Source organism: Streptomyces sp. 135, from assembly GCF_020026305.1.
GTDB lineage: Bacteria > Actinomycetota > Actinomycetes > Streptomycetales > Streptomycetaceae > Streptomyces.
The window spans coordinates 4,859,955-4,879,464 of record NZ_CP075691.1 but is presented as its reverse complement, the minus strand read 5'-3'; the positions used below and the strand labels follow the sequence as shown (position 1 = coordinate 4,879,464).

The window sequence follows — 19,510 nt, the reverse complement described above, 5'->3', positions numbered from 1 at the left end:
CCTCCTGCCGATCGCCGGGGGACTCGCGATCGTTCCGCTCTTCCGCACGGGCTGGCGCCGCCGCAAGCCGCGTTCGGCGCTCTGGACCGTTGCCGCGCTGCCGGGCGCGGGCGCGGCGCTGCTGCTCGTGTCGCTCGCGATGGAGACGGTCCGGCCGAGGCGCGGGCACCGCTCGTCGGCCTGGCGGCGACCTTCCTGTGCCTGCATCTTCTTCAAGGCTGTGGCCGGGTGGCTGTACGACGTGCGTGCCCAGTGGCGCGAGCGCCTCCTCACTCCACCCGAGCCAGCCGCGCCCTCGGATCCCCCGCGTCCGGATCGTCCGACGTGTACGTGAGGTTCTTGCCTTCGGGGCGGAGGCGGACCGTGTGGGGCGTCTGCGCGCACTGGCCGCCGTTCGACGGGTCGCCCTTGCCCGTCGCCACCAGTTCCTGCTCCGTGGCCGACTTCAGGGTGAGTACGTCCTCGCAGGTGTTGCCGATCAGGTCGTGCTGTACGACCGTGCCGACCCGCCCGCCCGGCTTCGCCTGGCGCAGGGTGACCTCGAAGGTGCCGAGGGGGATCGTGCCGCCGCTCGCCGCGGCCTTGCCGCGCCACGTGCCGAGGTAGGACCGCGGGACCTTGCCGGTGGCCGGCCCGGTGGGGCTGGGCGCGCCCGTCGCCGCCGGGGGCCGGGTCGTTCCGTCCGCGTTGTCCGAGGCGTGGTCGTCGCGGGGCAGCGTCCCGAAGACGAACGCCGAGCCCACCGTGACGGCGGCCATCGCCCCGGCCACGGCGAGGGCCACCGTGCAACTTACCTTGCGTCCGCGCCCGTTCGGCCCGTCGGGCGCCGACGTCGCGGCCACCGAGACGGAGAGCGAGGGCCTGGGGGCCGCGGAAGGCGCGGTGGGCGCGTGGGCGTCGCCGTACGAAGGGTCGGGCGGCCCGAATTCCGCGCCGTCCGGGGGCGGTGCGGGCGCCCCTTCCGGCGGCGCGTCGAAACCTCCCCGCACCGCCACGGAGTCGAACGCCACCGGCCCGGACACCGCGTCCGGCGAGGCCGCCCCCGTGTCCAGGTCCAGCAGCCGTACCGCGCCACGGCTCACCCGCTCCACCACGGGCCCCGGCAGCCACCCGGCCGCCACGAGCCGGGCGGCGCCCTCGGGGTCGAGGCGGCGGGCCAGGTCCCCGGGGGCGGGCCGCGCGGCCGGGTCCTTGGCGAGGCAGGCGGCGGCGAGGTCCCGTACGCCGCCGTCGAGGGCGCCCAGCTCCGGCTCCTCGTGGACCACCTTGTAGAGCAGCGCGGCCGACGAGTCGCCGGGGAAGGGTGACTGCCCCGTCGCCCCGTAGACCAGGACGGCCCCCAGGGAGAAGACGTCCGCCGCGCCCGTGACGCCCTTGCCGAGGATCTGCTCGGGTGCCATGTAGCCGGGCGAGCCGACGGAGACGCCGGTGGCGGTGAGCGAGGCCGTGCCGTCCGTGGCGCGGGCGATGCCGAAGTCGATGAGGCGTGGCCCGTCGAGGGTGAGCAGGACGTTCGAGGGCTTCACGTCCCGGTGGACGAGCCCGAGGCCGTGCACGTGCGCCAGCGCCTCGGCGAGGCCCGCGCCGAGGACGCGTACGGAGTGGGCGGGCAGCGGGCCGCCCTCGCGGACCGCCTCGGCGAGCGAGGGGCCGGCCGCGTACCCCGTGGCGACCCACGGCACGGCGGCGTCCGGGTCGGCGTCCAGGACGGGCGCCGTCCAGTCGCCGCCCACCAGGCGGGCCGCCTCGACCTCGTTCCGGAAGCGGGCGCGGAACTCCTCGTCGAGCGCGAAGTGCGGGTGCACGATCTTGACCGCGACGGTGCGGCCGCCCTCGCTGCGGCCCAGATAGACGCGGCCCATGCCGCCCGAACCGAGTCGGCCGAGCAGCCGGTAGGGACCGATTACGGTGGGTTCGCCGGCTTCGAGCGGACGCATGTCGTTGGCCTCCCCCCGGCGCGCCACCGGACATCCCCCGGGCATCCACCGGACACCCCGCGCGCCTTACCACTGCGGATCAGCGTAGTGCGCGACCGGCGCGGGCAGCGGCCCCGCACGCATTCCCGCCGATAACCGCGGAGCGGGCGGCAACAGCCGCCCCACCAATTACCACCCGCTGTTCATCACAGCGATACCGGTGCGCAATCCGGACGCCGAGAACTATCCGGACGCCAAGCGCTATCAAGAACTATTACGACGCCTGCGCCGCCCATGACGGCGGCGATATCCCGCGGTGAACGAAACCGGCCGATGGCCGAAGGGCGGTCGCCCCCGATTTCGTCACCGCCCCCCACCGGACCACCGGGTCAGGCCTCCAACAGCCGTACGTCGACGTCCGCCGGGAAGCCCGTCGTCGGGCCGACCCGGCGGGCGAACTCGGTGACGCCCTCCAGCTGCGCGGCACCGAAGCGGAAGTCCAGTGTCGTGAAGTACCGCTCCAGGACCTCGGCGTCGAAGGACTCCCAGCGGGCGGCCTGCTCGGCGACCTTCGTGACCTCCTTGAGGGAGAGGTCGCGGGAGGAGAGGAAGGCCTGGTGCACCTGGCGCACCACCTCCGGCTCACGCGCCGCGTAGTCGCGCCGGGCGGCCCAGACGGCGAAGACGAACGGCAGGCCCGTCCACTCCTTCCACATCTGGCCCAGGTCGTACACGTCGAGCCCGAGCCGGGGCGCGTCGATCAGGTTCGCGCGCAGCGCGGCGTCGCCGATGAGGACGGCGGCGTCCGCCTCCCGCATCATCAGGCCCAGGTCGGGCGGGCAGGAGTAGTAGTCGGGCCGTACGCCGTAGCGCTCGGCGAGCAGCAGCTGCGCGAGCCGTACGGACGTGCGCGAGGTCGAGCCGAGCGCGACGCGCGCCCCGTCAAGCTGGTCCAGCGGCACCTGCGAGACGATCACGCAGGACATGACGGGGCCGTCGCAGCCGACCGCGAGGTCGGGGAAGGCGACGAGGTCGTCCGCGTTCCTGAGGAACTCGACGAGGGTGACGGGGGCGATGTCGAGCTCGCCCCGCACGAGCTGCTCGCTGAGCTTCTCGGGGGTGTCCTTCGTCAGCTCGAAGTCGAGGAGAGTCCCGGTCCGTGCGAGCCCCCAGTACAAGGGCATGCAGTTCAGGAACTGGATGTGGCCGACGCGCGGCCGAGGAGTGCGACGGGAGTCGGGCAGCTGTTCGGCGCCTGCCCCCGCAAAGGCGTCCAGGGGAGAATTGTCCACATCGGGGAGGCTAGCCCCCGTGCGGTACGGTGCAGGCGCCGGGTCCCTCCCGCGTCCTGTCAACCCCCTCGGGAGCCCCTTCAAACCTCCGGGTGACGTGATCTTTGCCCCCTATTGCATTCCCCTGCCTGCGTGCTAAGCTCGCCGCAAGTTGCAGTTTGGTTTCCCTTGCAGTACAGAGCCTGCGGAGCATGTGACCCCGTAGGCTCTCGTCTTTTTCAGACTTATGCAGTTGTTTTAACAATCGCTGGTTCTGGAGCAGGGCAACCCTTTGGCCCAAGGAGGGCTTATGGCTACCGGAACCGTGAAGTGGTTCAACGCTGAAAAGGGCTTTGGCTTCATCGCCCAGGAAGGCGGCGGCCCGGACGTCTTCGTCCACTACTCCGCGATCAACGCGAACGGCTTCCGCTCCCTCGAGGAGAACCAGGCCGTCAGCTTCGACGTGACGCAGGGCCCGAAGGGTCCGCAGGCGGAGAACGTCACCCCGATGTGATCGGGCGCCCCACGTGAGTGGGGCGTGTGATTCGCTCCGGTGACTTGATCCGGACATGGATGCAGTACCCAAGGAGCCCTGCTCCTCCGCGCGAGCGGAGGAAGCGGGGCTCCTGCCTTTTCCCGCCCCGCACGCCCCGCCGGGCCTCACTACGGAGGCGCCCCCGGTCAGACGTGCTGCATGATCAGCACGAACGTCGTGCCGGGCTCCAGGGCCCGGTAGAGATGCGGCACGTCCCCCCGGTACGACATGTAGTCCCCGGCGGCCAGCTCCACCGTCTCCTCGCGCGGGCCCGCGAGGAGGCGGCCCGTGCTGATGACGATGTGTTCGACCGAGCCGGGGATGTGCGGTTCGGACTCGCGCGCCGCCCCCGGCTCCATCGCCCCGTGGTAGATGTCGCGCCGCGCGCCGGTCGGGCCCGCCGAGAGCAGTGTGCCCACGTACGGCGCGCCCTCGGCCCGCATGGACGGGCCCTCGCCCGCGCGGATCACGGTCACCGCCGGGGCCGGCGACTCCACGAGCACGCTGAACGGCACGCCGAGCGCCACGGCCAGCGCCCAGAGCGTCTCGATGCCGGGGTTGCCGGTGGCCGCCTCCAGCTGGGAGAGCGTGGACTTCGCGATACCGGCGCGTTTGGCCAGTTCGGAGAGGGAGATCCCGGCCTTGGCGCGCTCGCGGCGCAGGGCCGCGGCGACCCACTCGCGCGGCAGGCGGGACCCTTCGGTCGTCACGTCGTCGGCTCCTGTCTCTCTCCTGATTCCGGCATGCCCGAGCCCCGGTCGTTTCCGGGACCCGCCGTTCGGTGCAGCGGACCGACCGTTCGCCTTGACGAACGGGGAGCCCGCACTCCATCCTACGACGCATGCGTTCGCCACACCGAACAGATCAACCGCCAAAGCGAACGGACGATGACTCCGAGGCCGCCGCCTCCGGTCTCGTCCGCCTCTCCGACCTCCCGCCCGGCGTCCTGCGCGACATCGCCCTGGTCTGGCTCGCCGACGCCGTCGTCGGCGTCTCCTTCGGCGCGATCGCCGTCGGGGGCGGCCTCCCGCTGTGGGTGCCGGTTCTGATGTCGCTGCTCGTGTACGCGGGCTCCGCCCAGTTCAGCGCGGTCGGTCTGCTCACCGCGGGCGGCGGCCCCGTCGCCGCGGCGGCGACCGGACTGCTGCTCAACTCCCGTACGGCGGCGTTCAGCCTGGCCCTCGCCGAGGACCTCGGCCGCTCCTGGACGGCGCGGCTGATCGGCGCGCACCTCATCACCGACGAGACGGCCGCCTTCGTCCTCGCCCAGAGCGGCCGCCGGCAGCGCAAGGCCGCTTTCTGGATATCCGGCATCGGCCTGTTCGCGGCGTGGAACCTCAGCGTCCTCGCGGGCGCACTCGCCGGTTCCGCGCTCGGCGACACGGACCGCCTTGGACTCGACGCCGCGTTCCCCGCGGTGCTGCTCGCCCTGGTACTGCCCGCGCTGCGCGGCGACAGCGCGGCCCGGCGCGCCTCGGCCGCGGCGCGGTGATCGCCGTGGCGGCGGCCCCGCTGCTGCCCGCCGGGGTGCCGGTGCTGCTGGCCCTGCTCGGCCTCCTCGCGGCGCGCCGCGGGCCGCGCCGTCCCCGCACCTCCACTTCCGGGAGCGCCTCGTGAACGCCACGCTCGCCTGTGTCCTCGTCCTCGCCGCCGGGACGTACGCCTTCCGGCTGGCCGGGCCCGTACTGCACGGCCGCGTCGAACTGCCCGCCCGGGTCCAGGAGTTGCTGACCGTGGGGGCCACGGTGCTGCTCGTCGCGCTGCTCGCCACGGGGGCGCTCACGCAGGGCCAGGAGTTCGCGGGCTGGGCGCGGCCGGCCGGTGTCGTGGTCGGCGGTGTCCTCGCCTGGCGCCGGGCGCCCTTCGCGGTGGTCGTGGTGGGCGCGGCGGCGGCGACGGGGCTGCTGCGGCTGGCGGGGGTGGCCTAGGGCTGACTCGACGAGGCGGCGCCTGCGTACAGGCCCTCGACCACGTCCGCGTACCGCTCGGTGACCGCCCGTCTGCGCACCTTCAGGCTCGGCGTGAGCAGGCCGCCCTCCACCGTGAAGTCCTCGTCGAGTACGGCGAACGCGCGCAGCCGGGCCGGGCGCGAGACCGTGGCGTTGGCGGCGTCCACGGCCTCCTGGACGAGGGCGCGGACCCGGGGGTCGCGGGAGAGCGGCTCGGTCAGGGTCACGCCCTCGCGCGCGGCCCAGCCGGTGACCTCCTCCGTGTCCAGGGTGATCAGCGCCACGGGGTGCGGGCGGTGGTCGCCGACCATCACGGCGCGGGAGACGAACCGCGAGTTCTGGACGGCGAGTTCACTGAGCGACGGCGTGAGGTTCTTGCCCGCGGAGGTGATGATGAGGTCCTTCTTGCGGCCGGTTATCGTGAGGTAGCCGTCCTCGTCCAGCTTCCCCAGGTCTCCGGTGTGCAGCCAGCCCTCGTCGTCCAGGGCGGCGCGCGTGGCATCGGGGTCGCCGTGGTAGCCGGGGAAGACCATGGGGCCCCGGGCGAGGACCTCGCCGTCCTCGGCGATCCGGATCTCGGCGCCGTCCACGGGCCGGCCGACGGTGCCGTACCGCACGGCTCCCGGCACGTTGAGGGTGAGGACCCCGGCCGACTCGGTCATGCCGTACCCCTCGAAGACGGGAACGCCGCAGGCCCGCAGGAAGTCGATGGTGTCCGGCGCGATGGGCGCGCCGCCGGTCAGCGCCCGCCTGACCCGGCCGCCGAGCGCCTGCCGGACCAGGCTGTAAAGAGCCTTGTCGGCTTCCTCGTACGCGTCCCGCAGCTCGGGCGGCAGCGTGCCCTCGGCGGCCAGGACCCCGATGCGAATGGCCTCCTCGAAGCGTCCGCGTCCGCCCTGGTGCGCCTCGGCCAGGGACAGCACGACCGAGCGCACCTTCTCGAAGAGGCGGGGCACGGACGGCAGATGGGTGGGCCGCGCCTCGGCGAGTTCGGCCACGACGTCCTCGACGCGCCCGCCGAAGAAGGTCAGCTCGCCGCCCTGGAGGAGCGTCGTGAACTCGATGAGCTGGGCCAGGAGATGGGCGAGCGGCAGGTAGAGGTACGTGGAGTCGCCGGGGCCGCCGTCGACGACCGGCACGGTGGCGCGCTGCACGGCGAGCAGGTTCCCGTGCGTGAGCAGGCAGCCCTTGGGCAGGCCCGTGGTGCCGGAGGTGTAGATGATGGTGGCCGGATCCGCCGCCGCCCGCCCTCGCGCGCTCTCCAGGAGGGCTTCGTCCGAGGCGGCAGGTCCCCCGCCCGGCTGCGTCAGCGGCACCACCTGCCGCACCCCGGGCAGCCGCCCCTGTCCCCGCAGCCGTTCGACCTTCGCCGTCTGCGCCTCGCCCTCGCAGAGCACCACCGCCGCGCCCGAGTCGTCCAGGACCCACGCGACCTCGTCGTCGCCCGCCGTCGGGTAGACCGGCACGACGACCGCGCCTGCCGCGAACGCGCCGAAGTGGGCGCACGTCCACTCCGGGCGGGTCTCCGCGAGGATCGCCACGCGGTCGCCGGGGCGCACGCCGAGCGCGATCAGGCCACGGCCCACGCGGCGCGCGGCGTCCCGCAGACCGGTGTAGGAGAGCGTGGTCCACGCCCCGTCGCGCCGGTACCGCAGGGCGGGCAGCGTGCCGTACCGTTCGGCCGCCCACTCCGCCAACAGGCCCAGGGTCTCCGGCAGTTCGGTCGGCGTCACGGGATGGTGCAGGTGGTTCCGAGTCCGCTCCATGCGTACGACGCTAGACACCGCGCCCCGCGTACGGGATGACCCGAAACGTCAGGGGCACCGGCCTGGGCGCTCAGCGCGGCGGGCGCTACCGTCGTGTACATGGCCAGGCGGACGATCACCGTGCACCATGTGCGGGCCGTGCTGCGCGGCGCGCAGCGGCATGGCCTGGACACCGTGCCGCTGCTGCGGGAGGCCCAGATCCCGCCGCTGCTCCTCGGCGACGACCGGGCGCGGGTCACGGCCCCGCAGTTCGCGCGGCTCTTCCGGGAGCTGTACCGCGCCACGCAGGACGAGTTCCTCGGCCTCGGCTCCGCCGTCAGCAGGCCCGGCACCTTCGCCATGATGTGCCACGCCTCGCTGGGTTGCGCGGACCTCGGGGCGGCGGTGCGGCGCGGCGCCACGTTCTACGGGCTCTTCCCCGGCGGCCCCGACCTGAGCCTGGAACGCCGCGACGCAGAAGCCGAAGCCGTGTTCGGCGTCCGCAGCGACCTCGAACAGGACTACTTCCTCGCCGAGTGCCTGCTCATCATCTGGCACCGCCTGTGCAGCTGGCTCATCGGCCGCCGCATCCCGCTGCGCTGGGCCGAGTTCCGGCATCCGCCGCCCCCGCACCGGGACGAGTACGAGATGCTCTTCGGCTGCCCCGTGCGGTTCGGGGCGGAGCGCACCGGTGCCGGGTTCCCCGCGCACTGGCTGGACGCGCCGCTGGTCAGGGACGAGGCGGCGCTGGACGAGATGCTGCGCCGCGCGCCCTTCGAGCTGCTCAGCCGCCGCGAGTACGGCACGACGGTCGCCGAACAGGTGGGCCGCGCCCTCGCGCGGTCCCTGCGCTCCTCGCCCCGCCTCCCCTCGCTCGGCGAGACCGCGGCGCGGCTCGCGGTGAGCCCGGCGACGCTGCGCCGCCGCCTCGCCGAGGAGGCCACGTCGTACCAGCGGCTGAAGGACGCGGTGCGGCGGGACGCGGCGATCGCGGGCCTCGCGGAGGGCGGCGAGCCGATCGCCGAACTGGCGGCGCGGCTCGGCTTCTCCGAGGACACCGCCTTCCACCGGGCGTTCCGCCGCTGGACGGGGACGACGCCGGGCGCGTACCGCACGGAGAGGGAACGACAGCCTCGCGGGACCCCGCCGCGCTACGGCTCGTCGCGGGACGGCGGGGTGTCGAGGGGCGGGGCGTCGAGGGGTTCGGTGTCGGCGGGGGAGGCGTCGCTCGGCGGGGCGGCGCCGGGGACACCCGCGTCCGCCTGAGACGCACCCGGTTCCCGCACCGACCCGTTCACCGCCGCCCCGCCCTCGGCCTCCCCCTCCAGCCTGCCGAGCCGCCTGCTGGTGCGGCCGAGGGCGATCAGGACGGTGATCAGCGAGGCGGGTGTCTCCCCGATGCGCCGCGTGTACCGCACGGCTTCCGTGTACGAGGCGTGGGCCTGCGGCAGCATCTCCTGCGACGCGTAGGCGTCGCCGATGTCCTTGAGGACGGTCGCGTACCAGCCGGGGTCGCTCTCGCCGTCGATCAGGGTCAGCACGGCCTGATAGGCGGCCACCGCGTCGGCGTACGCCCCTTCGAGCCCGAGGCGGCCCAACTCCTCGTGGCTGAGGCCCATGTTGTGCAGCACGGCGGCCCGCCGCCCGGTGTCCGCGATCTTCGGGACCTGCCCGGCCAGCCGCTCCAGGACCTCGCGCGCCTCGGCGGCCTCGCCCATCGAGGCCAGGGTGTTGGCGAGGGCGGTCATCGTGGTGGCGAGGTCGCCGGGGTTGTCGGCGCGCTCCTTGTACGAGACGGCCTGCCGGAAGTGCTCGGCGGCCTCCTTGAAATCCTGGGCGTCGCGGTAGGTGTCGGCGATGTCGTGCAGGATGACGCCGTAGACCCCCGGTGAGGTCTCGGGGTCGGTCAGGTCGCGCGCCTCGCGGAAGCACTCAAGTGCCTGCTCGAACCGGGCGGGCCGCCGTGGACTGTTCGCTTCCGGCATGGTGGGTCTCCGTTCGGCGTCGGATGGTCGGTCCGTTCCCGGCGCGCGGCACGGCGGCGCCCCCTTCGTCAAAGTAGCGCCGCGCCCGTGCGCCGGATACCTGCGAGCCGAGGTCAACGAAGCTGAGCGTCCCGGTCAGCCCTCCGCTCCCCCGTGTGTCACTACGGTCGAGGCCGCACATCCCACCCCTCGCGGACAGTTGGGAGAGCCGCATGCGCATACGCACCAGCCTCCAAGGACCGTGGGTCGCGGCGGCCGCGGTGGTCGCCCTCGGCCTGTCGGCCGTCGTCCCGCACGGCACCGCCCACGCGAAGGAGAGCGGCCCGGCCACCCCCGGCGACATCGTGCGCTCGGAGCCGAGCGCCTTCCACCCCCTGCCGGGCCAGCCGACGAACACCCGGGCCTGGAAGATCCACTACCGCTCGACCACGGCCACGGGCGAGCCCACCACCGTGTCGGGCACGGTCGTCGTGCCCCAGGACGGCAGGACGGGCCCGCGCCCCCTGATCACGTACGCCGTGGGGACGGTCGGCGTCGGCGACCACTGCGCGCCCAGCGCGAACTTCCCGAAGGGGACCGCCCTCGAAGCCAACCTCATCCAGCAGCTCACCCTGCGCGGCTGGGCGGTGACCGTCACCGACTACGAGGGCCTCGGCACCCCCGGCGACCACACCTACACGGTCGGCCGCTCGGCCGGTCACGCCATGCTCGACGCGGCCCGCGCCGCGATCCGCCTCCCCGAGGCGGGACTCGGCGAGGACACACCCGTCGGGATCATGGGCTACTCGCAGGGCGGCCAGGCCTCCTCGTGGGCGGCCGAGCTGCACGGTTCGTACGCACCCGAGCTCGACGTCAAGGGCACGGCGACCGGCGGCGTACCCGGCGACCTGATGAAGGTGGCGGACTTCAACGACGGTTCGTACGGCTCGGGCCTGATCTTCATGGCAGCGATCGGCCAGAACGCGGCGTTCCCCGAACTGCGCCCCGATTCCTACCTGAACCCGCTCGGCAGGACACTCGTCGGCGCCCTGAAGAACACCTGCGTGGCGGACGGCGCGGTGCTCGGCTCCTTCAAGACGATCGACTCGATGACCACGAAGAATCCGCTCGACGAGCCGGACTGGCGGCAGCGGCTGAAGGAGTCGCGGGTCGGCACGGCGAAACCGGCCGCGCCGGTGTACCTCTACCACGCGCTCGCCGACGAGCTGATCCCCTACGGCGTGAGCCGGCAGGTCCGTGAGGACTGGTGCGCGCGGGGCGCGGACGTGGAGTGGCACACCATCCCGCTCGGCGAGCACGTCAGCGGCGTCATCACGCAGTCGCCACTGGCGACGCGGTGGCTGGCGGACCGCTTCGAGGGCAAGCCGTCACGGTCCAACTGCTAGACCGCACCGGTGATCCCCCCGGGAAAAGGAGTGGGCAGCTCCGCACCGCCCCTCATAGGATCTTGAGGTTCGCCCGCAGAGACTTCGAGAACCCGGGGGGAATTCTCATCGTGCTCCTGGCACCCACCGCAGCGTCCCTGATCATGCTGGCCCTGTTCGTCCTGGCGATGAAGTCGTCCGACGTGGCGCCGCTGGGTCAGCCGGCGGAACCGGCGGCCACACCCGACCGTCCGACGGAGGGCGCCGCCCGGTGACCGCGTCGCCGACGCCTGGGCGCTGACCGTCGAGGGCATGGTCGGCGGTGACCGGCTCCTGCCGACGCGCGCGGTGGCGAACGTCGAGTGGACGGGCTTCCCCCTCGTCGTTCACGGTCACGGGCTAGCCGGACGGTCCCCATACGGGCGGTCCACACGTACCGCCCGTATGGGGACGGGCCCGGCGCGGTAGGCCTTCAGCGTGCAGACCTTTCTCCCCTACCCCGACTTCACGCGATCCGCCGCGGCCCTGGACCGGGCGCGCCTGGGCAAGCAGCGGGTCGAGGCCCTCCAGGTGCTGCGCGGCCTGACCGTGCCGGGCTATGGCTGGCGCCACCACCCCGCGGTGCGCATGTGGACCGGGTACGAGGAGGCCCTGGTCCGCTACGGCCTCGACGTGTGCGCGGTGTGGGTGCAGGAGGGCCGCGCCGATACGTGTGCCGCCACGCTCGTCACGGACTTCACCCGGCACCGTCCGGGCTCCGCCGTACGCACCCAGGACGAGCTCGCCGACGCCGGTGACCTCCCTCCCTGGCTCGGGGACCCCGCCTTCCACCGGAGCCACCAGTCCGCGCTGAAACGCAAGGCACCGGAGTTCTACGCCGCCCTCTTCCCGGGCGTCCCCGACGACCTGCCCTACCTCTGGCCGGCCTCCGACCGGGGGCCTTCGTAGGTCAGACCTTCAGCTCGGCCCATACGGTCTTGCCGACCTCGCGCTCGATGACACCCCACGCGGCGGCCAGCGCCGCGACGAGGCACAGCCCCCGCCCCGACTCGGCGTCTCCCTCCGGGAGCTCGCAGCGGGGCAGCCGGTCGCTCCGCGCGTCGGCGACCTCGATACGGAGCGTGTTCGGCTCCCGCCGGGTGAGCCGCAGCTCGAAGTCCCGGCCGGCGACGTGGCCGTGCGAGATGGCGTTGGCCGCCAGCTCGGCCACGATGTGCGCGGCCGCGTCGGACACGTCGCTGCCGTGCGGGAACCCCCAGGTGTCCAGCTGGTGCACGGCCAGCCGCCGGGCGAGACGGGCGCCTCGGGGGGTGGCGCTGAGCAGCTGCCGGAACGCGGTCAACTCTCCCGTGGGGGTGGAGATTTGCGGTTTCATGTCACTGAGCGTGGCGGGTCGGTTCTAACCTGACCAGGAGCGACAGCGCGACTCCACGTAACCGTACGGATGCGTCGGGTGCCTTGTCGGGTTGTCGGCCGTGACCTTGGGCGAAGGCGGTACGTGACATGGCGAACTCGGAACCGGACGAGCGGCGCCCGGAGCGGCCCGCCGAGGAGGACGGCACGGCCCATCTCTTCAGGGCCGTGGGCAAGCAGATCAAGGTGCTGCGCGTCCGCGCGGGGATGAGCCAGAAGGAGCTGGGGTCTGCGGCGCACTGCGGGGAGGATCTGATCTCGGCGATGGAGCGCGGCGTCCGTACGCCGCAGCCGGAGTTCTTGGAGCTGGCGGATCCGTTGCTGGGGGCGGGCGGGGTGCTGATCGCGGCGGTGGAGGACGTACGGGAGGCACAGAAGAAGTCGCGGACGAGACACCCGGATTGGTATCGGGGTTACGCGAAACTGGAGGCCGAGGCAGTCGAACTGCATCACTACTGCAATCAGACCGTGCACGGCCTTTTGCAGACCGAAGATTACGCCCGAGCCGTGTTCACCTACCGGCGGCCGCTCCTCAGCGAGGAGGTCATCGAAAAGAGGGTGATGGACCGCCTAGCTCGTCAGCAGATCTTCGAGCGCTGGCCCTCCCCGTCTTTCACCTACGTACTGGAAGAGGTCGTACTACAGCGCCCGATCGGCGGCCAGGACGTTCACCGAAGCCAGTTGGAGCACTTGGTGCGTGTCGGCGGCAAGCGCAACGTGGACCTCTACGTCCTGCCAACCAACAGCGAGGAACATCCAAACCTGGACAGCGCGTTCAACCTGCTGACACCCAGGGGGCGCCAGCAGGTGGCGTATACGGAGGCGCAGGGGCACCCTCGACTGATCACCGACCCGGAAGAGGTCCGGCTCATCGCCGACCGCTATGGGAGCATGCGCGGGATGGCTCTCAACCCGCGAGAGTCCGTAGCCCTGATCGAGAAGATGCTGGGAGAGCGATGAGCACCTCGGAACCGACCTGGTTCAAGTCGAGCTACAGCAGCGGCGAGGGCGGCGACTGCCTCGAAGTCGCCTACACGTGGCGGAAGTCCAGCTACAGCGGCGGCGCCGGCGGTGAATGCGTGGAGGTAGCCCCCTCCCCCCACGCCATCCACGTCCGCGACTCCAAGCACAAGCCCGAGGACGGCGGCCCCCTCCTCACCGTCGCACCCACCCCCTGGCTCCACTTCCTCACCTACGCCACCACGTGAACACGAGCCACGGCCCCGACGCGGAGCTGATCCGCGCCCTCCTCAAGGACCAGCACCCCGACCTCGCGGACCTGGACATCCACCCGCCCATCAGAGGCTGGGACAACGAACTCTGGCGGCTCGGAGGTGAATTGGCGCTGCGGCTGCCCCGTACGGAACGTGCCCCCACCCTCATCCGCAAAGAGCACCGGTGGCTGCCGGAGCTGGCCGTCCAGCTGCCCCTGCCCGTGCCGACGCCCCTGCGCCTCGGGGAGCCGTCCGTCCTCTTCCCGCAGCCGTGGACCATCGTGAAGTGGCTCCGGGGCGAACCGGCGGACCGCACACCGCTCAGCCCCGCCCGCGGTGACCACGCGGCCGACACCCTTGCCGTCTTTCTGCGGGCGCTGCACCAGCCCGCCCCCGCCGACGCCCCGTCGAACCCGTACCGCACCGCCCCGCTGGACACGCTCACCGAGGCGTTCGAGCGGCAGGTGCGGGAGTTCGCCGACGACGTACCGCCCGGCGTACGGGCCGTGTGGGAGGACTCCGTCGCGGCGCCGGGCCCGCAGGGGCCGCCCGTGTGGCTGCACTGCGACCTCCACCCCGCCAACGCCGTGGTCACGGACGACGCCCTCTCCGGGGTACTGGACTTCGGCGAACTCTGCGCGGGCGACCCGGCGGTCGACCTGGCGGCGGCGTGGATGCTGCTCCCGAACGGCCGGGCGCCCCGCTTCTTCACGGCGTACGCGAACGCCGACGACGCCATGGTCCGCCGTGCCCGGGGGCGGGCCATCCTGCACAGCCTCGCCCTGATCGGCATCGGCCGCGCCGGCGACCGCGGCCTGCCCGGCGGCAAGGTCACGTGGGGCCACGCGGGCCGGGCGGCGCTGAGCCGGGTCGTGGCGGACGGCTGACGGGCCCGGCGGCCGGTCAGTCCCTCGGCAGCAGCCACGCCGCGAGGGCGGTGGTGGCGCACAGGGTGAGCCCCGCCACCAGGAGCCCGACGCGCATGCCCGGCAGGGAGAACGCGTCGCCCGTGCCCGCGAGGAGGGCGCCGAAGAGGGCGACGGACAGCGCGCCGCCGGTCTGGCGCAGGGAGTTGAGGAGCCCGGAGGCCGTGCCGGCGCGCTCGCCGGGGACGCTGTCGATGAGCTGCGCGGTGAGCGCGGGGACCGCGAGCGCGCCGCCGATGCCGGACGGGACCAGCAACATGAGGACCAGCCACAGCGGGGTGTGCGCCGTCAGCGGGAGCAGGGCGAACATGGCGAGCGCCAGGACCGCCTGCCCGATGACGACGACCCGGCGGCGGCCGACGCGCTCGGCAAGGCGGGGCGAGACGAGGTTCGTACCGGTGACGAAGGCGGCCATCGGCACGAACATCAGGCCCGCCTCGACACCCGACATGCCGCGCAGCTGCTGGTAGTAGAGGCCGAGGAGGAACGTCACGCCGTAGAACCCGGCGTTGATGGCGAAGCCGACCGCGAGGGCGATCGAGACCTGCCGCTGCCGCAGCAGGCCCAGCGGGACCATGGGCGCGCGGTGCCGCTTCTCGGCGGCGTGGAAGGCGAGCGCGGAGCCGACGGCCACGGCGGCCGCCGCGAGCACGGACGGATGCGCCCACCCCAGGTGACCGCCCTCGATGACGGCGAACGCGAGCCCGGCGAGGGCCAGTACGGCACTCACCTGCCCCGCGAGGTCGAGCGGCGCGGGGCGGCGGGGCGAGCTGGCAGTACGGGCCAGGAGCGCCAGGATCACCGCACCCACCGGGAGGTTCAGCAGGAAGACCGCGCGCCACCCGGCGCTCTCCGTGAGGATGCCGCCGAGCACCGGTCCGACCGCGACCGCCGCCGAGCCGCCCACCGTCCACAGCGCGATGGCACGGGCGCGCCGGCGCGGATCGTCGTACGCCTGGCGGATCAGGGCGAGCGAGGCGGGCATCACGATGGCGGCGGCCCCGCCCTGCGCGACGCGGGCGGCGATCAGCGAGCCGATGCCGGGCGCGAGGGCGCAGGCCAGCGAGGCCGCGGTGAAGAGCCCCACCCCCCAGGCGTACGCCCGCCGCGCCCCCGCCCGGTCGGCGAGCGCCCCCGCGGAGAGCATCAGCGCGGCGAACATGAGCGTGTACGCGTCGACGACCCACTGGAGGCCCGCCATGCCGCCGTGCAGGTCGGCGCGGATGTCGGGCAGCGCGATGTTCACGGCCGTGACGTCGATGGTGATGACGCTGAAGCCGAGCACGGACGCGAGCAGCGCCGCGGGCGCCCCGGAACGCGGAGGGGCGGCGGAGGGTTCGGTCTCCGTACGTATCGGGCCCGCGCCGGGCTTGAGGGTGACGGACATCGTGCTCCTACGGTGGGGCGCCCTCTGCGGGGCGTACGGGGACGTGACGTGAGCGCGGGCGGCCGACGGCCACTGGGGCCGCGGCCCGGCGACGACGCGCCCCCTGGGCCCCGGTGGCCGTGCCGCCCGCGACGCCACCCACTCTCCGCCCGGCGCGGCCCGCGCGGCAGACCGCCGTGTTCCTGGCCCTGACACGGCCCCCCACGGCCGCGGCCCGCCAAGGACAATGGACGGATGACGGACAGCACACCGCACGCCACGGCCGTGGCCACCGGCACAGGCACCGGTACCGGCACCGAACTGGGCAGATACCTCCGCGCCCGCCGCGCCCGCGTCACCCCCGCCGAAGCGGGCCTCCCGACGGGCACCGGGCTGCGCCGCACGCCCGGCCTGCGCCGCGAGGAGCTGGCGACCCTCGCCGGGGTGAGCGTCGACTACTACACGCGCCTGGAGCGCGGCCGGGAGACCAACCCCTCCCCCGCCGTCATCGACGCCCTGGCCCGCGCCCTGCGGCTGACGGGCGACGCCCACGAGCGCCTGCACGAACTGGCCGAGCTGGCCTCGGGCCGCCTGACGGAACCGCATCCCACGGCCGACGACACGGTCCGCGAGTCCGCCGTGCGCATGCTGGACGCGCTGGCCCCGCTGCCCGCGTACATCACCGACAGGCACAGCTACATGCTGGCCGCCAACGCCCCCGCCAAGGCGCTGCTGTCCGGCCTGTGGGACTGGCCCGCCGAGCAGCGCAACCTCACCCGCTACCTCTTCCTGCACCCCGTGGGCCGCACGCTCTACCAGCCGTGGGAGGAGACGGTCGCCACGTCGGTGGCACACCTGCGGGCGGTCGGCGGCACGGACCCGGACTCGCCCCGCCTGACGAACCTCGTCGGCGAACTGCTCCTCAAGTCACCGGAGTTCGCCCGCATCTGGGAGCGCTACGACGTACGCGAGCGCGGCGGCGGCACCAAGTCCTTCGCCCATTCGCGGGTCGGCGCGATGACCCTCACGTACGAGGTGATGAAGCTGGCGAGGACGGGCGGCCAGCGCATGGTGGTCTACCAGGCCAAGCCGGGCTCCCCGGACGAGAGAGCCATGCACGCGCTCGTCCCGGCGGACGGCGGCGCCACCGAGTGAGCCCCTCCCGCGCTCACTCCTGGGCCTTCGGGTCCACCGGGCACGAACTGCCGCTCTTCGGCGTCTCCCCGTACAGCAGGAAGCCGTTCACCTTGTCGTGCACGCAGACGGACCCCAGGTAACCGGTGTGCCCGTCACCCTTGTTGTCCAGGACGACGGCCTGGGAGCCGAGCCGCCGCGCGGTCTCCTCCGTCCAGCGGTAGGGCGTCGCGGGGTCGCCGCGCGTGCCGACGAGCAGCAGCTTCGGCGTCTTCACATCCCGTACGCGCTCACGGATGTAGTCGGTTCCCGCGGGACGCCCGAAGCACAGCAGCACCGGCATCAGCATCGACTTGCCGAAGACGGGCGACGCCTCCTCGAACTCCGTCCGGAGCTTGCCCACTTCCTTCTCTATGCGGGCGGCGTCGGGCCGGTCAGGGTCGTCGGCGCAGTTCACGGCCATGAGGGCGGCGGACATGTTGTCCATGGGCACGTCCACCCGCGGCCCGTCCGTGTCCACGCCCCCCATGAGCCCGCCGCTCATCCGTATCAGCGCCCGGGGGTCCCCGTCCGCGAGGAGCGCGCCGAGCGCCTGTGACAGCGCGGGCCAGGCCTGCCTGCTGTAGAGGGCCTGGCTGAGGACGCCGACGACGTCCTGCCCGGTGAACTCCTCGCCCTCCATGGACCGCAGCGGCATCGCGTCCATGTCCTGGATGAGCTTCACCATGCCGTCCCGCGCGGCCCGCGCGTCGGCGCCGAAGACGCAGCCGGCGTTGCCCGTACACCAGTCGAGGAAGTTGTCGAGGGCCGTCTGGCGCCCTTCGACGGTCGCGAGGGACTGCTCGGCGACCGGATCGGTGAGCGTGTCCACACCGTCGAGGACCATCCGCCCGACCTTCTTCGGGAACTGGGCGGCGTAGACGGCCCCGAGGCGCGTCCCGTACGAGAAGCCCAGGTAGTTCAGCTTCTTGTCACCGAGGGCCTGCCGCATGACGTCCAGGTCACGCGAGACGTTCACGGTCCCCATGTGCGGCAGGACGGGGCCGGACTTGTCCTCGCACTCCTTGGCGGCCTTGCGCAGCTCGGCGAGGACGGCGCCCGGGTCGTCGGACTGCTCGCCCAGACCACTGTCCAGGGGGCCGGTGCCCAGGTCACCGCAGCTGACGGGGTCGGACTGGCCCACGCCGCGCGGGTCGAAGGAGACGATGTCGTAGTCCTTGCTGAGGAAGCCGAACTCCTTCTGCGACCCGGCGAGCGCGGAGACACCGGGACCGCCGGGCCCGCCGAAGTTCAGCAGCAGAGAACCCCGCGGCTCACCACTCCCGCTGGACTTCATCCGGATCATGGCGACCTCGACGTCGCCGCCACCGGGCTCGGCATAGTCGATCGGTACGCGCACCTTCCCGCACCGCACGTCCTTGGCATGCCCCGTGGCTTCCGCCATGGCCTCGGTCTCGCCCTCGCAGGCGGCCCATTTGATCTTCTGCGTGTAGTAGCGCGACAGGTCGGGCGATCCGCTCCGGTCGGCGGCGGCTCCCGACATCACGCCCGGCACTCCCGCTCCCACGACGGCCAGCACGGCTATACCGGCGACTGCGCACGTTCCCCGCACGACAACCAACCTCCCAGGGGTCACCCCCTCGGCCCACCCTAAGGTCACACACGCCCCACCGCCTCTCGCGGAGAAACACCTCCACCCACCCAAGGCGGCCCGCCCCGCACCCACGAGCGCACCCGAGTGGGACGCGAACCGACGACATCCCGCAGCCGCGAGCGCACCGGAGGGGACACGGGGGTATGTGCGCGCGGAGCACAGTGGTGGTCACAGGGGCCCCGAAGCAACAAGGCTCCGAGGCCAAGATGGCGAGCACGGACATACCCCCGGGGCCCCGCCCCCAAGACGCACCCAGGGCGCCGTACGAGACGGCCCCAGCGAGGCCGACGGCGGCCTAGGCCGGATCCCACCCCCGCCCCTCCAGCAACCCCCCGAGCCCCGCCCACGCAAACCGCATCAACGTGGCAGCCGCCTCCTTGCCGGAGACGGACGCATCCGCGCCGGCCCAGTCCGCCAGCGACTCCGCGGCCCCCACCAACGCCCGCGCGAGCCCGGCGACCTCCCGCTCCGGCAGCGAGGGATCCCCATGGGCCTCCCGCGCCGCCGCCACGATCAGCGACGTCACGAAGGCCACCACCTCCGCCCGCATCGCGGCGACCTCCGCCGCGAACGGCTCCCCCTGCGTACGCGCCTGCCCGTGCAGCACCGCCCACCCGTCGGGCCGCTCCGCGGTATGCGCGAAGAACGCCCGCAGCCCACCCCAGAGCTGCCGGTCGGCACGCTCTCCCGAGGCGGCGCCCACCCCCTCCCGCACCGCGTCGACGAGCGCGGCGGCCTCCCGCCGGACGCACGCGCCGAACAGCTCCTCCTTGGAGTTCAGATACAGATACACCAGCGGCTTCGAAACCCCCGCGAGCTCCGCGATCTCGTCCATGGACGCGGCCCGGTACCCCCGCCGCCCGAAGATCCGCACCGCCGCGTCCAACATCTGCTGCTCGCGCACGGCCCGCGGCATCCGCTTCTGCCGCCGCTTCTCGCCCACCCCGGCCCCCGCCTTCTCACGCCGCTTGCACAGCTGTCCGTTCACAGGTCAGCGTACGGTCAACGGAGACGGGTCCACGATTACCGGACCGGGTC

The 19,510-nt window shown here is 73.1% G+C and carries 19 protein-coding genes and 1 pseudogene; 11 read left to right on the top strand and 9 right to left on the bottom strand.

The features are described 5' to 3' along the window. Positions 1-269: 269 nt before the first annotated feature. Together KKZ08_RS22035 and KKZ08_RS22030 are read right to left on the bottom strand one after the other, a co-directional pair. The gene (locus KKZ08_RS22035) at positions 270-1,937 is read right to left on the bottom strand and encodes a serine/threonine-protein kinase (protein WP_223776098.1); all 1,668 of its coding nucleotides are present in this window, start codon (positions 1,935-1,937) and stop codon (positions 270-272) included. Between the two features lie 368 nt (positions 1,938-2,305). Further along, positions 2,306-3,160 carry a menaquinone biosynthesis protein gene (locus tag KKZ08_RS22030; RefSeq protein ID WP_263303404.1) on the bottom strand — a complete coding sequence of 285 codons (855 nt, stop codon included), beginning with the start codon at positions 3,158-3,160 and terminating at the stop codon, positions 2,306-2,308. A gap of 337 nt (positions 3,161-3,497) precedes the next feature. Between KKZ08_RS22030 and KKZ08_RS22025 the strand changes: the two genes are divergently transcribed. After that, positions 3,498-3,701, top strand: a complete 204-nt coding sequence (locus KKZ08_RS22025; protein ID WP_006138897.1) for a cold-shock protein — start codon at positions 3,498-3,500, stop codon at positions 3,699-3,701. A gap of 167 nt (positions 3,702-3,868) precedes the next feature. Here KKZ08_RS22025 and KKZ08_RS22020 read toward each other — a convergent pair whose 3' ends face one another. After that, a complete protein-coding gene (locus KKZ08_RS22020) occupies positions 3,869-4,432 on the bottom strand; it encodes an XRE family transcriptional regulator (protein ID WP_223776096.1) in 564 nt (187 codons plus the stop codon). Between the two features lie 131 nt (positions 4,433-4,563). Here KKZ08_RS22020 and KKZ08_RS22015 point away from each other — a divergent pair. Both KKZ08_RS22015 and KKZ08_RS22010 read left to right on the top strand, forming a co-directional pair. Further along, a pseudogene (locus tag KKZ08_RS22015) lies at positions 4,564-5,339 on the top strand (AzlC family ABC transporter permease). Next, positions 5,336-5,650 (top strand): AzlD domain-containing protein, encoded by a 315-nt coding sequence (locus KKZ08_RS22010; RefSeq protein WP_223776095.1) that lies wholly within the window; start codon positions 5,336-5,338, stop codon positions 5,648-5,650. The pseudogene KKZ08_RS22015 and the gene KKZ08_RS22010 overlap by 4 nt, the downstream one beginning before the upstream one ends. Here KKZ08_RS22010 and KKZ08_RS22005 read toward each other — a convergent pair. Further along, complete coding sequence (locus KKZ08_RS22005; protein WP_223776094.1) at positions 5,647-7,437, bottom strand: long-chain fatty acid--CoA ligase; 1,791 nt, start codon at positions 7,435-7,437, stop codon at positions 5,647-5,649. The two genes, KKZ08_RS22010 and KKZ08_RS22005, sit on opposite strands and share 4 nt — an antisense overlap. A gap of 99 nt (positions 7,438-7,536) precedes the next feature. On the opposite strand from KKZ08_RS22005, the gene KKZ08_RS22000 reads away from it, so the two are divergent. After that, a complete protein-coding gene (locus tag KKZ08_RS22000; RefSeq protein WP_223776093.1) occupies positions 7,537-8,682 on the top strand; it encodes an AraC family transcriptional regulator in 1,146 nt (381 codons plus the stop codon). On the opposite strand, the gene KKZ08_RS21995 is transcribed toward KKZ08_RS22000, so the two are convergent. Next, positions 8,568-9,401, bottom strand: a complete 834-nt coding sequence (locus KKZ08_RS21995; RefSeq protein WP_223776092.1) for a tetratricopeptide repeat protein — start codon at positions 9,399-9,401, stop codon at positions 8,568-8,570. The two genes, KKZ08_RS22000 and KKZ08_RS21995, sit on opposite strands and share 115 nt — an antisense overlap. 212 nt (positions 9,402-9,613) lie before the next feature. Here KKZ08_RS21995 and KKZ08_RS21990 point away from each other — a divergent pair, with 212 nt between their 5' ends. The 3 genes from KKZ08_RS21990 (at position 9,614) to KKZ08_RS21980 (ending at position 11,713) form a co-directional block, all read left to right on the top strand. Continuing rightward, positions 9,614-10,786, top strand: a complete 1,173-nt coding sequence (locus KKZ08_RS21990) for a lipase family protein (protein WP_223776091.1) — start codon at positions 9,614-9,616, stop codon at positions 10,784-10,786. 110 nt (positions 10,787-10,896) lie between these two features. Next, positions 10,897-11,040 (top strand): hypothetical protein, encoded by a 144-nt coding sequence (locus KKZ08_RS21985; protein WP_223776090.1) that lies wholly within the window; start codon positions 10,897-10,899, stop codon positions 11,038-11,040. Positions 11,041-11,242: 202 nt separating this feature from the next. Then, positions 11,243-11,713 (top strand): MSMEG_6728 family protein, encoded by a 471-nt coding sequence (locus KKZ08_RS21980; protein ID WP_223776089.1) that lies wholly within the window; start codon positions 11,243-11,245, stop codon positions 11,711-11,713. A gap of 1 nt (position 11,714) precedes the next feature. Here KKZ08_RS21980 and KKZ08_RS21975 read toward each other — a convergent pair whose 3' ends face one another. Then, entirely contained in the window at positions 11,715-12,140 is a 426-nt protein-coding gene (locus KKZ08_RS21975) for an ATP-binding protein (RefSeq protein WP_223776088.1), read from the bottom strand. A 128-nt stretch (positions 12,141-12,268) separates the two neighbouring features. Between KKZ08_RS21975 and KKZ08_RS21970 the strand changes: the two genes are divergently transcribed. From KKZ08_RS21970 to KKZ08_RS21960, 3 genes are read left to right on the top strand one after another with little or no spacing between them, the layout of a single operon-like run. Further along, a complete protein-coding gene (locus KKZ08_RS21970) occupies positions 12,269-13,138 on the top strand; it encodes a helix-turn-helix transcriptional regulator (protein WP_223776087.1) in 870 nt (289 codons plus the stop codon). Continuing rightward, a complete protein-coding gene (locus tag KKZ08_RS21965) occupies positions 13,135-13,386 on the top strand; it encodes a DUF397 domain-containing protein (RefSeq protein WP_223776086.1) in 252 nt (83 codons plus the stop codon). The genes KKZ08_RS21970 and KKZ08_RS21965 overlap by 4 nt, the downstream gene beginning before the upstream one ends. Then, positions 13,383-14,279 (top strand): aminoglycoside phosphotransferase family protein, encoded by an 897-nt coding sequence (locus KKZ08_RS21960; RefSeq protein ID WP_223776085.1) that lies wholly within the window; start codon positions 13,383-13,385, stop codon positions 14,277-14,279. The genes KKZ08_RS21965 and KKZ08_RS21960 overlap by 4 nt, the downstream gene beginning before the upstream one ends. A gap of 16 nt (positions 14,280-14,295) precedes the next feature. Here the strand turns inward: KKZ08_RS21960 and KKZ08_RS21955 are convergent, their stop codons facing one another. Beyond that, positions 14,296-15,705 carry an MFS transporter gene (locus KKZ08_RS21955; protein ID WP_223776084.1) on the bottom strand — a complete coding sequence of 470 codons (1,410 nt, stop codon included), beginning with the start codon at positions 15,703-15,705 and terminating at the stop codon, positions 14,296-14,298. Between the two features lie 234 nt (positions 15,706-15,939). Here KKZ08_RS21955 and KKZ08_RS21950 point away from each other — a divergent pair, with 234 nt between their 5' ends. Further along, a complete protein-coding gene (locus tag KKZ08_RS21950) occupies positions 15,940-16,839 on the top strand; it encodes a helix-turn-helix transcriptional regulator (protein WP_223776083.1) in 900 nt (299 codons plus the stop codon). A 13-nt stretch (positions 16,840-16,852) separates the two neighbouring features. Here KKZ08_RS21950 and KKZ08_RS21945 read toward each other — a convergent pair whose 3' ends face one another. Further along, positions 16,853-18,430: an alpha/beta hydrolase gene (locus KKZ08_RS21945; RefSeq protein ID WP_223776082.1), complete on the bottom strand. Its 1,578-nt coding sequence runs from the start codon at positions 18,428-18,430 to the stop codon at positions 16,853-16,855. Between the two features lie 337 nt (positions 18,431-18,767). Continuing rightward, complete coding sequence (locus KKZ08_RS21940; protein ID WP_223779142.1) at positions 18,768-19,388, bottom strand: TetR/AcrR family transcriptional regulator; 621 nt, start codon at positions 19,386-19,388, stop codon at positions 18,768-18,770. Positions 19,389-19,510 lie beyond the last annotated feature (122 nt).

Coding starts and splice junctions, on each gene's coding strand:
- KKZ08_RS22035 (WP_223776098.1), bottom strand. CDS start 1,937: ATGCGTCCGCTCGAAGCCGGCGAACCCACCGTAATCGGTCCCTACCGG.
- KKZ08_RS22025 (WP_006138897.1), top strand. CDS start 3,498: ATGGCTACCGGAACCGTGAAGTGGTTCAACGCTGAAAAGGGCTTTGGC.
- KKZ08_RS22005 (WP_223776094.1), bottom strand. CDS start 7,437: ATGGAGCGGACTCGGAACCACCTGCACCATCCCGTGACGCCGACCGAA.
- KKZ08_RS22000 (WP_223776093.1), top strand. CDS start 7,537: ATGGCCAGGCGGACGATCACCGTGCACCATGTGCGGGCCGTGCTGCGC.
- KKZ08_RS21995 (WP_223776092.1), bottom strand. CDS start 9,401: ATGCCGGAAGCGAACAGTCCACGGCGGCCCGCCCGGTTCGAGCAGGCA.
- KKZ08_RS21990 (WP_223776091.1), top strand. CDS start 9,614: ATGCGCATACGCACCAGCCTCCAAGGACCGTGGGTCGCGGCGGCCGCG.
- KKZ08_RS21975 (WP_223776088.1), bottom strand. CDS start 12,140: ATGAAACCGCAAATCTCCACCCCCACGGGAGAGTTGACCGCGTTCCGG.
- KKZ08_RS21970 (WP_223776087.1), top strand. CDS start 12,269: ATGGCGAACTCGGAACCGGACGAGCGGCGCCCGGAGCGGCCCGCCGAG.
- KKZ08_RS21965 (WP_223776086.1), top strand. CDS start 13,135: ATGAGCACCTCGGAACCGACCTGGTTCAAGTCGAGCTACAGCAGCGGC.
- KKZ08_RS21955 (WP_223776084.1), bottom strand. CDS start 15,705: ATGTCCGTCACCCTCAAGCCCGGCGCGGGCCCGATACGTACGGAGACC.
- KKZ08_RS21950 (WP_223776083.1), top strand. CDS start 15,940: ATGACGGACAGCACACCGCACGCCACGGCCGTGGCCACCGGCACAGGC.
- KKZ08_RS21940 (WP_223779142.1), bottom strand. CDS start 19,388: ATGCCGCGGGCCGTGCGCGAGCAGCAGATGTTGGACGCGGCGGTGCGG.